Here is a 15,080-nt window from a genome sequence, read left to right as displayed (position 1 = left end):
CGGCGGCGGCGGGAGCGGACAGGAGGCGCGGATGAGCGGAGCATCGACGGCCCTCGGCGAGGCCTCGCGCGCCTACCTCCGGCTCTGGCGCGGACTGCCCCGGGAGGTGGTCGCGCTGGTGGCCGCGATCCCGGTCGCGCTCCTCGGCGCCTTCTGCGCCGGCGTCGCGCTGGCCGTCGCGCTCGGGCTCGTCGGAGTCCTGATCGGCCTGGTGTTCCTGCCCGCCGCCCTCTACACGGCGCGCTTCTTCTCGCGGGCCGCCGTCGGCCTCGACGTGCTGGCCGGACGGCCCGCCGTCCCCCGGCCGCAGTGGCGGCGACCGCCCTCCGCCGTCACTCCCTCGACCTTCGCCCTCTACGGTCCGGTGATCGACGGGCACTACTGGCTCGCTCTCCTGCACACGCTCGTCGTGGCTCCGGTGCTCGCGCTGCTGTCCGGACTGCTCCTCGCGCTGTGGACCTGGGCGGGCCCGGGCACGGTGGCCGCCGCGCTCACGGGGGCCCCCGGTCCGGCCCGCCTGCTGGCCGAGAGCGGAGCAGCTCTGCTGGGCGCCCCGCAGCCTCCGGCGGGACTGGTCGCCGCGGCGACGGTCGCCACGACCGTCCTCTTCGTCTCGACCCTGCCGTTCGCCACCCGCGGCCTCTCCCTCCTGCACTGGCTGGTCGACCGTCTCCTGCTCGGCCCGTGGGAGTCGGAGGCGCTCCAGCGCGAGGTCGCCGAGCTGAGCGCCTCCCGCGGCGCAGCCGTCGCCGCCGAGGACCGCGCGCTGCGCCGGCTCGAGCGCGACATCCACGACGGCCCGCAGCAGCGCCTGATCCGGGTGCAGATGGACCTGGCCTCGGCCCGCAACCGACTCGCCGCCGACCCGGAGTCCGCCGCCCGCCTGGTCGACGAGGCTCGCGAGCACGTGCGCGCCGCGCTCGACGAGCTGCGCGCCCTCTCCCGCGGAGTGGCGCCGCCGATCCTGCAGGACCGGGGCTTCGAGGCGGCGGTGCACTCGCTCGCCGAGCTCAGCCCGGTGCCGGTCGAGGTCCTCACCGAGCACCCCGTGGCGGACGTGCCGCCCGAGGTCGAGCGCAGCGTCTACTTCGTCGTCGCCGAGCTGCTCGCCAACGTCTCCAAGCACTCCGGTGCCCGATCGGTGCGGGTGCACCTCGACACCCGCGACTCCGGCGCTCCGGGGGAGCGCTGGCTCGACGCCTGGGTGGTCGACGACGGAGTCGGCGGGGCGTCGCCGGTCGCCGGTCACGGTCTCGAGGGGGTCGGCGGGCGCGTCCGGGGCCTGCGCGGGATCCTGAGCGTGGAGTCGCCGGTCGGCGGGCCGACCACGGTCGGGGTGCACGTCCCCTACCGCCCGGCCGTCCTATCCTGAGGGCGTGCCCGTGATCCGCGTCGCCATCGCCGAGGACTCGGTCCTCCTGCGCGAGGGCCTGGTCCGCCTCTTCGGGGACGCGGGGTTCGCCTCCGTCGGCGCCTTCGGGGACGCGGACGCCCTGCTCGCCGATCTGGCGCGGGACCCAGCCGGCGTCGACGTCGTCGTGCTCGACGTCCGGATGCCGCCGACCTTCCGCGACGAGGGCGTCCGCGGGGCGCTGGAGATCCGCCGGCGCTACCCGCAGGTGTCGGTCCTGCTGCTCAGCCAGTACGTCGAGGTCACCTACGCGCAGGAGCTGCTCGGCTCCGGCGACGGCGGACTCGGCTACCTCCTGAAGGACCGGGTCGCCTCCGTGGAGGAGCTGCGCGACGCCGTCGAGCGCGTCGCGGCGGGCGGAACCGTCCTCGACCCGCAGGTCGTCGCCTCGCTCCTGCAGCGCAACCGCGACCCGCTCGCCTCGCTGACCCCGCGGGAGCGGGAGGTGCTGGAGCAGATGGCCCAGGGGCGCACGAACGCGGGCATCGCCTCCGCTCTCTTCGTCGGCGTGGGCGCCGTGGAGAAGAACGTGACCGCGATCTTCCAGAAGCTCGGGCTCGAGGACTCGGGCTCCGACCACCGGCGGGTGCTGGCGGTCCTCGCCTTCCTGCGCGCCGGGCGCTGACCACCGGAGAAGAGGAGAACCCGATGCCGTCGAGTCCCGCGGAGGGCGCCCGCGTCCTCGCCCTGACCGGGGGACGCGCCCCGGAGATCGCCGACACCGCGTGGGTCGCTCCGGGCGCCACCGTGATCGGCTCCGTGCGCCTGGGGGAGCGGGCGAGCGTCTGGTACGGCGCCGTCCTGCGCGCCGAGCACGCGCGGATCGAGCTCGGCGCCCGCAGCAACCTCCAGGACGGCGTCGTCGTCCACGTCGACGCCGACTACGACGCGGTCATCGGCGCCGGAGTCTCGGTCGGGCACAACGCCGTGCTGCACGGCTGCACCCTCGAGGACGACGTGCTGGTCGGCATGAGCGCGACCGTCCTGAACGGGGCCGTCGTCGGCACCGGCTCGCTGATCGCCGCGGGCGCCGTCGTCCTCGAGGGGACGGTCGTCCCGCCGGGCTCGCTGGTGGCGGGCGTCCCCGGGAGGGTCCGGCGGGAGCTGACGGAGGAGGAGCGCGAGGGCATCCGCCGGAACGCCGCCACGTACCTCGTCCTGACGGAGGAGCACCGCGGCGCGGTCGGCTGAGCACGCCCGGAACGACGAAGAGCCCCGGACGTCCGGGGCTCTTCGAGAGGAGAGGGGCTGACGAGAATCGAACTCGCATCATCTGTTTGGAAGACAGAGGCTTTACCACTAAGCTACAGCCCCGAATCGCTGGTCTGACGACCGCGAACCGGTGCGACCGGGTCTCTCGACCGGGCACCAGGACAGCGTAGTACATCGCGCGAGCACCGTGGACACCCCGGTCGTCCTCCGCCGTGCGGTTCCGGTCGCCGCTGCCGCGGTGCAGTACACTTGCGAAGGCCATTTCGGCGTGTCGCGCAAGCGCACGTGCGGGGACGGCTCGACGAGAGTCTCACGCACGGTGCCCAGGCCCGCGCATCCGGGGCGTAGCTCAGCTTGGCTAGAGCGCCCGCTTTGGGAGCGGGAGGTCGCAGGTTCGAATCCTGTCGCCCCGACCACGAGTACTCATCGTGACGACATCGACCCGTGACGACCGTCATCCGGCGCCGACACCAACCAGCACAGGAGATCCCCTCACGTGAAGACCACGGTAGAACAGCTGAGCCCGACCCGCGTGAAGCTCGCGATTTCGGTCACCCCGGACGAGCTCGGCCCCAGCATCACGCACGCCTACGGCCACATCGCCGAGCAGATCAACGTCCCCGGCTTCCGCAAGGGCAAGGTCCCGCCCGCCATCGTCGACCAGCGCGTCGGCAAGGCCGCGGTGCTCGAGCACGCGGTCAACGAGGGCCTCGACGGCTTCTACCGCGAGGCCGTCCGCGAGACCGAGGTCCGCCCCCTGGGCCGCCCGCAGGCCGACATCGTCGCCTGGCCGAGCGACAAGGACTTCACCGGCGACCTCGAGCTCGCCATCGAGGTCGACGTGCGCCCCGAGATCACCGTCCCGGACTACGACGGCATCGAGCTCACCGTCGAGGCGGCCGAGGTCACCGACGCCGACGTCGACGCCGAGCTGGACAAGCTCCGCAGCCGCTTCGGCACCCTGGTCACCGTGGACCGCCCGGCGAAGAACGGCGACTTCGCGCAGATCGACCTGGTCGCCTCCATCGACGGCGTCGAGGTCGACACCGCCAACGCCATTTCCTACGAGCTGGGCTCGGGCGAGCTGATCGAGGGCATCGACGAGGCGCTCGACTCGCTCACCGCGGGCGAGAGCACCACGTTCACCGCTCCGCTGCTCGGCGGCGACCACGCCGGCGAGCAGGCCGAGATCGCCGTCGCGCTCACCGCCGTCAAGGAGCGCGAGCTCCCCGAGGCCGACGACGACTTCGCGCAGATCGCCAGCGAGTTCGACACCATCGCCGAGCTGCGCGAGTCGCTCAAGGAGCAGGCCGCTCAGCAGAAGACCTTCGGCCAGGGCGGCGAGGCCCGCGAGAAGCTCGTCGAGGCGCTGCTCGCCCTCGTCGAGGTGCCCGTGCCCGCCGGTCTCGTCGAGGACGAGGTGCACCGCCACCTCGAGGGCGAGAACCGCCTCGAGGACGACGAGCACCGCGCCGAGGTCAAGGAGGCCAGCGAGAAGACCTTCAAGACCCAGATCCTCCTCGACCACGTCGTCGAGCAGGAGAAGGTCCAGGTCAGCCAGGACGAGCTCACGCAGTACCTCATCCAGGGTGCGGCGCAGTACGGCATGGAGCCGAACGAGTTCATCAAGATCCTGTCCGAGAACAACCAGATCGGCCAGATGGTCGGCGAGGTCGCCCGCAACAAGGCGCTCGCGATCGTCCTCGGCAAGGCGAAGGTCACCGACACCGAGGGCAACGCCGTCGACCTGACCGCGTTCACCGCGGTCCCCGGTGACGACGAGGCCGTCGAGGCCTCCGACGAGGCCGTCGCCTCGGACGAGACCGAGGTCGCGGAGGAGGCTCAGGCCGCCGCCGACGCCGAGGTCCCCGCCGAGCCCGTCGCCGAGGAGCCCGCCGCCGAGGAGGAGCCCGCCCCGGCCCCCAAGAAGAAGCGCGCGCCGGCCAAGAAGAAGGCCGCCGCTCCCGCCGAGGAGACCCCGGCCGCGGAGTAGTCCCCGCGAGCACGTCAGGAGCCGCCCCCCGATCCGTCGGAGGGCGGCTCCTCTCGTTGCGGGGCTCCGGTCCGCCCCGGGCGAACACGGGCGACTCCCGCTCCGCCCCGGGCGAACACGGCCGGATCGGCCTGGCGGCGTCCGATAGATTCGCCTCCGAAGCGACAACTGAAACGGAGCAATACATGGCCGACATGGTTATGCCCAACAGTGTTTTCGACCGCCTGCTCAAGGACCGGATCATCTGGCTCGGTTCCGAGGTGCGCGACGAGAACGCGAACGAGATCGCCGCGAAGCTCCTGCTCCTGGCAGCCGAGGACTCCGAGCGGGACATCTACCTCTACATCAACTCGCCCGGCGGCTCCATCACCGCGGGCATGGCGATCTACGACACGATGCAGTTCGTCCCGAACGACATCGTGACCGTGGGCATCGGGATGGCGGCCTCCATGGGCCAGCTGCTCCTCACCGCCGGAACCCAGGGCAAGCGCTACATCACCCCGAACGCGCGGGTGCTCCTCCACCAGCCGCACGGCGGCTTCGGCGGCACGGCCTCCGACATCCAGACCCAGGCGCAGCTCATCCTCGACATGAAGAAGCGCCTCGCCGAGATCACCGCCAAGGCGACCGGCAAGACCGTCGAGCAGGTCAACGAGGACGGCGACCGCGACCGCTGGTTCAGCGCCGAGGAGGCCCTGGCCTACGGCTTCGTCGACCACATCCGCTCGTCGGCGACCGACGTGGCCGGCGGTGGCGGAACCGCCATCGACGAGTAGTCCAGCGAACGCGCCGAGAGATCAGGAACAGACAATGACCACACCCACCTTCGGCGGAACGGCGTTCGGCTCCGGAGCCGCACCGTCCTCGCGCTACATCCTCCCCACGTTCGAGGAGCGCACGGCCTACGGCTACAAGCGCCAGGACCCGTACGCCAAGCTCTTCGAGGACCGCATCATCTTCCTCGGCGTCCAGGTCGACGACGCCTCCGCGGACGACATCATGGCCCAGCTCCTCGTGCTCGAGAGCCAGGACCCGGACCGCGACATCGTCATGTACATCAACTCGCCCGGTGGATCCTTCACCGCGATGACGGCGATCTACGACACGATGCAGTACATCCGCCCGCACATCCAGACCGTCGTGCTCGGCCAGGCCGCCTCGGCCGCCGCCGTGCTCACCGCCGCGGGAACGCCCGGCAAGCGCCTCGCGCTGCCGAACGCGCGCATCCTCATCCACCAGCCCGCCGTGCAGCAGGGCGGGGGCCAGGCCTCGGACATCGAGATCCAGGCCGCCGAGATCATGCGCATGCGCGAGTGGCTCGAGGAGACGCTGTCGCACCACTCGAACCGCTCGATCGAGCAGGTCAAGAAGGACATCGACCGCGACAAGATCCTCGGCGCGAGCGACGCGCTCGAGTACGGGCTGATCGACCAGGTGCTCACCAGCCGCAAGAGCCTGCCGGCTCTCACGGCGTAGGGCGTCCGGGAGGGGCCGGGTGGCGGAGCGATCCGCCGCCCGGCCCCTCTCTGCGTCCTCCGTCGCCGTAGCAAAGCGCCACACGAGGCGCAAGGCACGGCGAATCCGGCCCGCCTGCCGAGCCCTCGCGGCTCAGCGGCTAGGCTCGGAGCAGTGTCAGGGGGCTCGTCCCGCTCGCACCGGCCGGAGCTCCGGGCTCCGTTGCACGACCGACCGACGCACGACAGACGCACGACAAGGAAGTGGGGCATCCCCGTGGCACGTATTGGCGAAAGCGCCGACCTGCTGAAGTGCTCCTTCTGCGGCAAGAGCCAGAAGCAGGTCCAGCAGCTCATCGCGGGACCGGGCGTCTACATCTGCGACGAGTGCGTCGAGCTCTGCAACGAGATCATCGAGGAGCGCCTCTCCGAGTCGAGCGAGGAGACGAGCCACGAGTTCGACCTCCCGAAGCCGAAGGAGATCTTCGGCTTCCTCGAGGAGTACGTGATCGGGCAGGAGCAGGCCAAGAAGGCCCTCGCCGTCGCCGTGTACAACCACTACAAGCGCGTGCGCGCCCGCAACACCATCACCGCCGCCGACGCGATCCACGACGAGGTCGAGATCGCCAAGAGCAACATCCTGCTCATCGGCCCCACGGGATGCGGGAAGACCTACCTCGCCCAGACCCTCGCGAAGCGCCTCAACGTGCCCTTCGCCGTCGCGGACGCCACGGCCCTCACCGAGGCGGGCTACGTCGGCGAGGACGTCGAGAACATCCTCCTCAAGCTCATCCAGGCCGCCGACTACGACGTCAAGCGTGCCGAGACCGGCATCATCTACATCGACGAGGTCGACAAGATCGCGCGGAAGGCCGAGAACCCCTCGATCACGCGCGACGTCTCGGGCGAGGGAGTGCAGCAGGCACTGCTCAAGATCCTCGAGGGCACCGTCGCCTCCGTGCCCCCGCAGGGCGGGCGGAAGCACCCGCACCAGGAGTTCATCCAGATCGACACGACGAACGTCCTCTTCATCGTCGCCGGCGCCTTCGCCGGGCTGGAGGACATCATCTCGTCGCGGGCAGGCAAGCGCGGCATCGGCTTCGGCGCCCCGCTGCACAACAAGGAAGACGAGATCAACATCTTCAGCGAGGTCCTCCCGGAGGACCTGCACAAGTTCGGGCTGATCCCCGAGTTCATCGGGCGTCTCCCCGTCGTGACGACGGTCACGCAGCTCGACCAGGACGCGCTCATGCAGATCCTCACCGAGCCGCGCAACGCGCTCGTGAAGCAGTACCAGCGGATGTTCGAGATCGACGGCGTCGAGCTCGAGTTCGACCGGGGCGCTCTCGAGGCCATCGCGGACCTGGCGGTCCTCCGCCAGACCGGGGCCCGCGGACTGCGCGCGATCCTCGAGGAGGTGCTCGGCCCGATCATGTTCGAGGTGCCCTCCTCGGACGAGGTGGCTCGGGTCGTCGTCACCCGCGCCGCGGTGCTCGACAACGCGGCCCCGACGATCGTCCCCCACGCTCCCCGTCGCCAGGAGAAGAGCGCCTAGTCGCTCCCCGCCCCGCTCTGCCAGTTCACCGCGATTGGCCCGGCGGATCGTCGGGCGAGGCGCTCCCGCTTCCCTAACCTGGCGGAGCGCGCCGACGGCGCGTCCGGTCGCCTCGGTGCCGGTCGATCCTCCGGGAGGCTCCGCCATCGTCCAGCCGCTGCTCGCCGGGATCGTCGCCGCCCTGACCGGCTTCTCGAGCTCGTTCGCGATCGTGCTCGCCGGGGTGGTCGCGGTGGGCGCCACCGACGCGCAGGCCGCGTCGGGCCTCCTCGCGGTCTGCGTGCTGCAGGGGGTCCTCTGCATCGTGCTGAGCATCCGCTACCGCGTGCCGATGACCTTCGCCTGGAGCACGCCGGGAGCCGCCCTGCTGGCCGCGACCGCGACGCTCCCCGGTGGTTTCGACCGCGCGGTCGGGGCGTTCCTGGTCGCCTCCGCTCTGCTGGTGGTCACCGGGCTGTGGCCGGCGCTCGGGAGGCTCGTCGCGCGCATCCCGCGGCCGCTCGCGAACGCCATGCTCGCGGGCATCCTGTTCCCGCTCGTCCTGGCGCCGGTGCGCGCGGCGGTCGAGATCCCCGCGCTCGCGCTGCCGGTGATCCTGCTCTGGCTGCTGCTCCTGCGGCTCCTGCCCCGCTGGGCGGTGCCGGCCGCGATCGCCCTGGCGATCGTGCTGCTGATCGTGACGGACGGCGCGGCACTCGCCGGTGCGCCGCTGCTCCCCGTGCCGCAGTTCGTCGCTCCGGTGTTCGAGATCGGAGCGATGGTCGGGATCGGCCTGCCGCTCTACGTGGTCACCATGGCCGGGCAGAACATCCCGGGCATCGCGGTGCTGACGAGCTTCGGCTTCGCGGCCCACTCGCGTCCCGGGATCGTCTCGACCGGTGCTCTCTCCGGGGTCTCGGCGATCTTCGGCGGCGTGCCGATCAACTACGCCGCGCTCAGCGCCGCGCTGACCGCGGGTCCCGAGGCCTCGCCGCGGCCGGAGCAGCGCTGGGTCGCCTCGGTCTCGGCGGGCGCCTCCTACCTCGTGCTGGGCGTGTTCGCCGGAGCGGCCGCCGCGCTGGTGTCCTCCGCGAGCCCGCTGCTGATCGAGGCGGTCGCCGGTCTGGCGCTGCTGGGGGTGTTCGTGTCGGCGGTGCAGGCCGCTGTGGAGGACGCGCGGCTGCGGCTGCCGGCGGCGGCGACGCTCCTGGTCACAGCCTCCGGCACGACCATCGCGGGGATCGGATCGGCGTTCTGGGGCCTGGTCGTGGGACTCGTCCTCCTCGCCTGGCTCGTCCCCCGGCGCCGCTAGAGGAGGCCGCGGCGCGCGAGCAGCGGCTCGGTCCGCGCATCCCGCCCGCGGAACGCGCGGTACGCGTCGAGCGGATCGCGGGAGCCGCCGAGCTCGAGCACCCCGCGGCGGAAGCGCTCGCCCGCCGAGCGGTCGAGGCCGCCGTTCTCCTCGAACCACTCGACCGTGTCCGCGTCGAGGATCTCGCTCCAGATGTAGGAGTAGTAGCCCGCGGAGTAGCCGCCGGAGAAGACGTGCGCGAAGTACGTGCTGCGGTAGCGGGGCGGCACGGCGGGAAGGAGGAGGCCCGCGCCGTCGAGCACGTCGCGCTCGAAGGCGGCCGCGTCGCGCGGCTCGACCGGGGCCGGCAGGGAGTGCCAGGCGAGGTCGAGCAGGGCGGACGCCAGGTACTCGCTCGTCGCGAAGCCCTCGCCCCACAGCGCGGACGCCTCGAGGCGCTCGACGGTCCCCGCGGGCAGGGCCTCGCCGGTCTCGACGTGGCGGGCGTACTCGGCGAGGAGCCCGGGGCGGTGCACCCACGTCTCGTTCACCTGGCTCGGGAACTCGACGAAGTCCCGGAACACCGCGGTACCGGCGAAGCGCGGGTACCGCGTGCTCGCGAACAGGCCGTGCAGGGCGTGCCCGAACTCGTGGAACAGCGTCTCCACCTCGTCGAGGCTGAGAAGGGCGGGCTCGCCCGCGCCCGGAGCCGACAGGTTCAGGTTGTTCACGACGACGGCGGAGTCGCCGAGCAGCGAGGTGCGGCTGGACAGGGAGTTCATCCACGCCCCGCCGCGCTTCGAGTCGCGGGTGAAGGGATCGAGCAGGAACAGGCCCAGCGGCGTCCCGTCCTCCTCGTGCACCTCGAACACGCGGACGTGCTCGCTGTAGCCGGCCAGGTCGCTCCGCTCCGAGAAGCGGACGCCGTAGAGACCGGTGGCGGCGGCGAACACGCCGTGCCGGAGCACCCGCTCCAGCTCGAAGAAGGGACGCAGTGCGCTGGAGTCGACGGAGTAGCTCTCCGACCGCACGCGCTCCTCGTAGTAGGCGCGATCCCACGCCTCGATCGTGAAGCGCGGCGCTCCGGCGGCGTCCTGCTCGGCGTCGGCGGAGGCCTGCATCCGCTCGAGTTCGATCCTCGCGTTCCGGGCGGCGGGAGCGGCGAGCTCGCGCAGCAGCGACAGGACGCGCTCCGGCGAGCCCGCGGTCTGGCCCGAGATCACGAAATCGGCGTGCGAGGCCGCGCCCAGCAGAGCTGCGCGCTCGGCCCGCAGCGCGACGATCTGCTGCAGAGTCGCGGTGGTGTCGTGCGGCCCGCCTTCGGCACCGCGGCCGACAGAGGCGCGCAGGACGCGCTCGCGGACGCCGCGGTCGCGCAGACGCGCGAGCCAGGGGTGGCCGGAGTAGAGGGGCAGGGTGATCAGCCAGCCGTCGACGCCGCGGTCGGCGGCGGCGCGCGCGGCGGCCGAGACGTCGGACTCGTCGAGCCCGTCGAGGCCGGCGACGTCCTCGAGGAGGACCGCCCGGTCGTTCGACTCGGCGAGCAGGTCCTTCTCGAAGCGCGTGGTCAGGGTCGACAGCTGCTCGTTCAGCTCGCCGAGCCGTGCCTTCCCCGCGTCGTCGAGGAGCGCACCGGAGCGCTCGAACCCGGTGATCCTCCGCTCGAGGAGGTAGGCCGTCTCGGCGTCGAGGTCGAGCTCCGTCGACTGCTCGGCGAGAGCGCGGAGACGGGCGAACAGGCGCGGGTCGAGGCTGATCGCATCGCTGTGGGCCGAGAGCAGCGGAGCGAGCTCGGCCTCCAGAGCGTCGGTGAGCGGAGTGCGGTCGGAGGCGGCGACGGTGAAGAAGACGGCGCTCACCCGGCGCAGCTCGCGGCCCGCCCGCTCGAGGGCGACGAGGGTGTTCTCGACGGTCGGCGGCTCGGAGGCGCCGGCGATCGCGTCGATCTCGGCGCGGTGCCGGCGGAGGGCCTCGAGGAACGCCGGGCGGTAGGCCTCGGGGTCGACGGCGGCGAAGTCGGGGAGCCCGTGGGGGAGTCCGCTCGGCTCGAGCAGGACGGCGACGGGATCGGGTGCGCTCATCCTGCGAGCCTAGAGCGCGAGCGGGGGAGAGGGCTCCGACTCAGGATCGCAGGACGCGCGCGCTCACCGGACTCGACGACCGCGCCGCGAAGGGGCGTCAGCCCCAGTCGTCGTCGTCCTCGCCCTCCACGCGGCCCTGCGGCTGCGTGATGTAGGCAGCATCATCGTCAGGACGGTAGGTGATCGTCGTGCCGTCGTCGAGTTCGAGGACGGGCCTGCCCTCGAGCCAGGTGAGCGTCCAGCGCCAGTCGGCGGTCGCCGTGCCGGCCGCGGTGAGCTCGCCCTCGACGTCGCCGATGGCGGTGACGACGATCTCGGGGAGGGTCTGCGGCGGCACCTGGCCGACCGACCAGCGGGTTCCGAGCTGCATGGGAGGGGTCCTCTCGACGGTGGGGAGGGAGGCGGGACCATTCCCGCCTCCCGGGAGCGGCGCTACGCCTCGGTCTCGAGCTCGATGCCGACCGCGACGGCGTCGCCCTCGGCGAAGTCGAGCGTCGCGATCCTGCCGACGGCCGCGAGGTCTCCCGCGGCGAGTCGGAGAGACGCGACGAGCTCGGCGGGCGCCGTCACCAGGGCGGAGCGGGCCGGCGTCTTCTGCGAGGCCTTCGCATCGGTCTTCGCGCGCCGGATGGCCGTGAGGACCGAGCTCGCCGTGGCCAGGACGGCGGGGTCGCCGCCCAGGCCCTCGACGGCCGGCCAGGGGCGCAGGTGCACCGAGTCGTCGTGCGACCACGACCAGGTCTCCTCCGTCGCGAACGGCAGGAACGGCGCGAACAGGCGCTGGAGGACGTCGAGCGCCCGGTGCAGGGCGGCCGCGGCGGACGCGCCGTCCTCGCTGTACGCGCGCTCCTTCACCAGCTCCAGGTAGTCGTCGCAGAACGTCCAGAAGAACGCCTCCGTCGTCTCGAGGGCGCGGGCGTGGTCGTAGTTCTCGAGCGCCGTCGTCGCGTCGGCGACCACGGTGTCGAGGGTGGCCAGCATGCTGAGGTCGAGCGAGTCGGTGACCTCGGCGCCCTCGGCGAGAGGGAAGCCGTGGATGAACTTCGCCGCGTTGAGGATCTTGATCGCCAGTCGGCGGCCGATCTTGATCTGCGTCGGGTTCTGCGGGTCGAAGGCCGCGTCGGTGCCCAGGCGCGAGGAGGCGGCCCAGTAGCGGACCGCGTCCGAGCCGTGCTGCTCGAGCATCGCGGCGGGAGTGACCACGTTGCCCTTCGACTTCGACATCTTCTTGCGGTCGGGGTCGACGATGAAGCCGGACACGGTCGCCGTGCTCCACGGGGCGCGGCCGTCCTCGAGCTGCGAGCGCAGGAGGGTCGAGAAGAGCCAGGTGCGGATGATGTCCTGGCCCTGCGGGCGCAGGTCGTAGGGAGCGACCAGCTGCCAGAGCTCGTCGTCCCGCTCCCAGCCGCCCGCGAGCTGCGGGGTCAGCGAGGAGGTCGCCCAGGTGTCCATCACGTCGAGCTCGCCCTGGAAGCCGCCCGCCGCTCCGCGCTGGTCCTCCGTGTAGCCGGGGGCCGGGTCGCTGGAGGGATCCACCGGCAGCGCCGCCTCGTCCGGCACGATCGGGGAGTCGAAGACGGGGTTGCCGTCGCCGTCGAGCGGGTACCACACCGGGATCGGCACGCCGAAGAAGCGCTGGCGCGAGATCAGCCAGTCGCCGGAGAGGCCGTTCACCCAGTTCTCGTAGCGGACGCGCATGAACTCCGGCACGAAGCGCACGTCGCGGCCGAGCTCCAGCAGGCGCTCCTTGAGCACCGCGTCGCGAGCGCCGTTGCCGATGTACCACTGGCGGGTCGACACGATCTCGAGCGGCTTGTCGCCCTTCTCGAAGAACTTCACCTGGTGGGTGATGGGGCGCGGGTCGCCGACCATCTCGCCGGACTCCTTCAGCAGTGCCACGACGGCCTGCTTCGCGGAGAAGACGGTCTTGCCGGCGAGCTGCTCGTACGCGGCGCGGCCCCCGTCGCTCGTGATCGCGGCGGGCGCCTCCGAGATCAGGCGACCGTCGAAGCCGATGATCGCGCGGTTGGGCAGGTCGAGCTCGCGCCACCAGACCACGTCCGTGATGTCGCCGAAGGTGCAGATCATCGCGATGCCCGAGCCCTTGTCCTTCTGCGCGAGGTGGTGCGCGAGCACCGGGACCTCGACGTCGAAGAGCGGCGTGCGGACGGTGGTGCCGAACAGCGCCTGGTAGCGCTCGTCGTCGGGGTGCGCGACGAGGGCGACGCAGGCCGGCAGCAGCTCGGGACGGGTCGTCTCGATGAAGACGTCCTCGCCGCCCTCGCGGTGGAAGCCGAGGCGGTGGTAGGCGCCGGGCTGGTCCTTGTCCTCGAGCTCCGCCTGGGCGACGGCGGTCCGGAAGGTGATGTCCCAGAGCGTCGGGGCCTGCGCCTGGTAGGCCTCGCCGCGGGCGAGGTTGCGGAGGAAGGCGCGCTGCGAGGCGGCCTGCGACTCGTCGCCGATGGTCCGGTAGCTCTGCGACCAGTCGACGGACAGGCCCAGGGCCCGCCAGACGTCCTCGAACTGCTTCTCGTCCTCGACGGTGAGGCGCTCGCACAGCTCGACGAAGTTGCGGCGCGAGATCGGCTTCTGGTCGGCGGCCTTGCTGCTCTTGTTGTCGCCGCCCTCGAACGGAGGCGTGAAGCCGGGCTCGTAGGGGAGCGTCGGGTCGCAGCGCACACCGTAGTAGTTCTGCACGCGGCGCTCGGTGGGCAGGCCGTTGTCGTCCCAGCCCATCGGGTAGAAGACGCTCTTGCCGCGCATCCGCTGGAACCGCGCGACGACGTCGGTGTGCGTGTAGGAGAAGACGTGCCCGATGTGCAGCGACCCGGACGCGGTGGGCGGCGGGGTGTCGATCGAGTAGACGTCGGCGCGGGTGAGGCCGGTGCGGTCGAACCGGTAGGTCCCGTCGGCCTGCCAGCGGAGGCCCCACGTGCCCTCCAGGCCCTCGAGGGCGGGCTTCGCGGGGAGGCGGTCGGCGAGGGTCATGATGCTCCGGTTCGCTATGGGCGGCACCGTGTCGGTGGTGATGGTGCCTGGATGGGGGCTCCGGGGCGAGTCGCCCGCCGGCCGCGACGATTCTACCGGAGCGGCGGGAGCCGGGTCAGTCGACGACGGGGGTGAAGCCGGCGCGGACGGGCGCGAGCGCCTCGTCGAGATAGGGCACGAGCTCGCCGCGGGTGGGGCCCGCCGCGGCCCACGCCTGCACGGCCGCCACCGCGGCTCCGACGCTCGCGTAGGCGATGGCGCGCGAGAGGTGCGAGGGCAGCGGGCGCGCGCTCCGCTCCTCCACGAAGCGGGCGATGACGGCCGCCTGCCGGGCGAGGCGGCCGAGGGCCGACGCCTGCAGCTCGTGGACGCTGCCGATCATGTCGGACTGGGTGAGCACCCACGGCACCGTCGCGGGTCCGAAGCCGGAGCCGATCGCGAGCAGCGCGTCGCCGAGCGCGTCCATCACCGGCGCCTCTGCCGCCGTCTTGGCCAGCGCCTCCGGGAGCTCGGCCAGCCGGTCGTCGACCAGGACCCAGAAGACGTCGCTCTTGGACTCGAAGTAGTTGAAGAAGGTGTTGCGCGAGACGCCCGCGCGCTGAGCGATCTGCTCGATCGTCGTGCCCGCGTAGCTCTGCTCGACGAAGAGGTCCAGTGCGGCGTCCTCGAGCATGGAGCGCGACGACGCGCGGGGCCGTCCGCGCTGCACTCCTCGCACCATGACCCGCTCCTGCTCCGCTTCCCCCGACGCGCTAGGATAGCGCCGGACGACTTCGACCCGGCCATCACCGGTGAGTCTCCGGAAGAACGGCGCCGGCTCCGGCCTGCGCCCAGTAGAACCGGACGGGTGCGGCCCGTGACAGCCGATCGAGTGGGAACGCGTCAGCGGGCACTCCTCCGGGAGCGACCGGCCGACCGGTCCAAGCGAGGTGGTACCGCGACCCGGCCCGGGGTCTGAGATCCGGGCGGGCCGTCCTCGTGCAGACCAGCAGCACTGCCAGGAGACCGCACGTGACCTACCCCCTGACCCTCGCCGACCGCCTCCCCGCGAAGCCCGCCCTCGAGGGCCTGGAGGGCACGTGGGGCCTCCGCTGGCAGGCCGACGGGACCTACCGG

At 72.1% G+C, this 15,080-nt stretch carries 12 protein-coding genes and 2 tRNA genes; 9 read left to right on the top strand and 5 right to left on the bottom strand.

Annotated features, from left to right (window positions below):
- Positions 1-31 precede the first annotated feature (31 nt).
- From C5D04_RS09420 to C5D04_RS09410, 3 genes are read left to right on the top strand one after another with little or no spacing between them, the layout of a single operon-like run.
- Entirely contained in the window at positions 32-1,372 is a 1,341-nt protein-coding gene (locus C5D04_RS09420) for a histidine kinase (protein ID WP_181137692.1), read from the top strand.
- A gap of 4 nt (positions 1,373-1,376) precedes the next feature.
- Entirely contained in the window at positions 1,377-2,036 is a 660-nt protein-coding gene (locus tag C5D04_RS09415) for a response regulator transcription factor (RefSeq protein WP_104347635.1), read from the top strand.
- A gap of 23 nt (positions 2,037-2,059) precedes the next feature.
- Entirely contained in the window at positions 2,060-2,602 is a 543-nt protein-coding gene (locus tag C5D04_RS09410; protein ID WP_104347634.1) for a gamma carbonic anhydrase family protein, read from the top strand.
- Positions 2,603-2,654: 52 nt separating this feature from the next.
- Here C5D04_RS09410 and C5D04_RS09405 read toward each other — a convergent pair.
- Positions 2,655-2,725, bottom strand: a tRNA-Gly gene (locus C5D04_RS09405).
- 236 nt (positions 2,726-2,961) lie between these two features.
- On the opposite strand from C5D04_RS09405, the gene C5D04_RS09400 reads away from it, so the two are divergent.
- From C5D04_RS09400 to C5D04_RS09375, 6 genes are all read left to right on the top strand, one after another.
- Positions 2,962-3,039 (top strand) — tRNA-Pro (locus C5D04_RS09400).
- Positions 3,040-3,119: 80 nt separating this feature from the next.
- Positions 3,120-4,616 carry a trigger factor gene (gene tig, locus C5D04_RS09395; RefSeq protein WP_104347633.1) on the top strand — a complete coding sequence of 499 codons (1,497 nt, stop codon included), beginning with the start codon at positions 3,120-3,122 and terminating at the stop codon, positions 4,614-4,616.
- Between the two features lie 185 nt (positions 4,617-4,801).
- Entirely contained in the window at positions 4,802-5,392 is a 591-nt protein-coding gene (locus tag C5D04_RS09390; protein WP_097165884.1) for an ATP-dependent Clp protease proteolytic subunit, read from the top strand.
- A gap of 34 nt (positions 5,393-5,426) precedes the next feature.
- Positions 5,427-6,092 carry an ATP-dependent Clp protease proteolytic subunit gene (locus C5D04_RS09385; protein ID WP_068253282.1) on the top strand — a complete coding sequence of 222 codons (666 nt, stop codon included), beginning with the start codon at positions 5,427-5,429 and terminating at the stop codon, positions 6,090-6,092.
- A 255-nt stretch (positions 6,093-6,347) separates the two neighbouring features.
- On the top strand, positions 6,348-7,625 hold the full coding sequence (gene clpX / locus C5D04_RS09380; protein WP_104247278.1) for an ATP-dependent Clp protease ATP-binding subunit ClpX: 1,278 nt from the start codon (positions 6,348-6,350) through the stop codon (positions 7,623-7,625).
- Between the two features lie 115 nt (positions 7,626-7,740).
- On the top strand, positions 7,741-8,916 hold the full coding sequence (locus C5D04_RS09375; RefSeq protein WP_104292156.1) for a benzoate/H(+) symporter BenE family transporter: 1,176 nt from the start codon (positions 7,741-7,743) through the stop codon (positions 8,914-8,916).
- On the opposite strand, the gene C5D04_RS09370 is transcribed toward C5D04_RS09375, so the two are convergent.
- The 4 genes from C5D04_RS09370 to C5D04_RS09355 all read right to left on the bottom strand — a co-directional run bounded on the left by C5D04_RS09370 (position 8,913) and on the right by C5D04_RS09355 (position 14,685).
- A complete protein-coding gene (locus tag C5D04_RS09370; protein WP_104292155.1) occupies positions 8,913-10,976 on the bottom strand; it encodes a M3 family metallopeptidase in 2,064 nt (687 codons plus the stop codon). The genes C5D04_RS09375 and C5D04_RS09370 overlap by 4 nt on opposite strands.
- Positions 10,977-11,073: 97 nt before the next feature.
- Positions 11,074-11,346, bottom strand: a complete 273-nt coding sequence (locus C5D04_RS09365) for a hypothetical protein (protein ID WP_104257386.1) — start codon at positions 11,344-11,346, stop codon at positions 11,074-11,076.
- A gap of 62 nt (positions 11,347-11,408) precedes the next feature.
- Positions 11,409-13,964 carry a valine--tRNA ligase gene (gene valS / locus C5D04_RS09360; RefSeq protein ID WP_104347632.1) on the bottom strand — a complete coding sequence of 852 codons (2,556 nt, stop codon included), beginning with the start codon at positions 13,962-13,964 and terminating at the stop codon, positions 11,409-11,411.
- A gap of 115 nt (positions 13,965-14,079) precedes the next feature.
- Positions 14,080-14,685 (bottom strand): TetR/AcrR family transcriptional regulator, encoded by a 606-nt coding sequence (locus tag C5D04_RS09355; protein WP_104347631.1) that lies wholly within the window; start codon positions 14,683-14,685, stop codon positions 14,080-14,082.
- Positions 14,686-15,080 lie beyond the last annotated feature (395 nt).

Origin of the sequence: Rathayibacter sp. AY1D2 (assembly GCF_002932695.1) — a bacterium.
GTDB lineage: Bacteria > Actinomycetota > Actinomycetes > Actinomycetales > Microbacteriaceae > Rathayibacter.
Note: the sequence above shows the minus strand (reverse complement) of the source record. Positions and strands in the feature narration are given on the sequence as shown.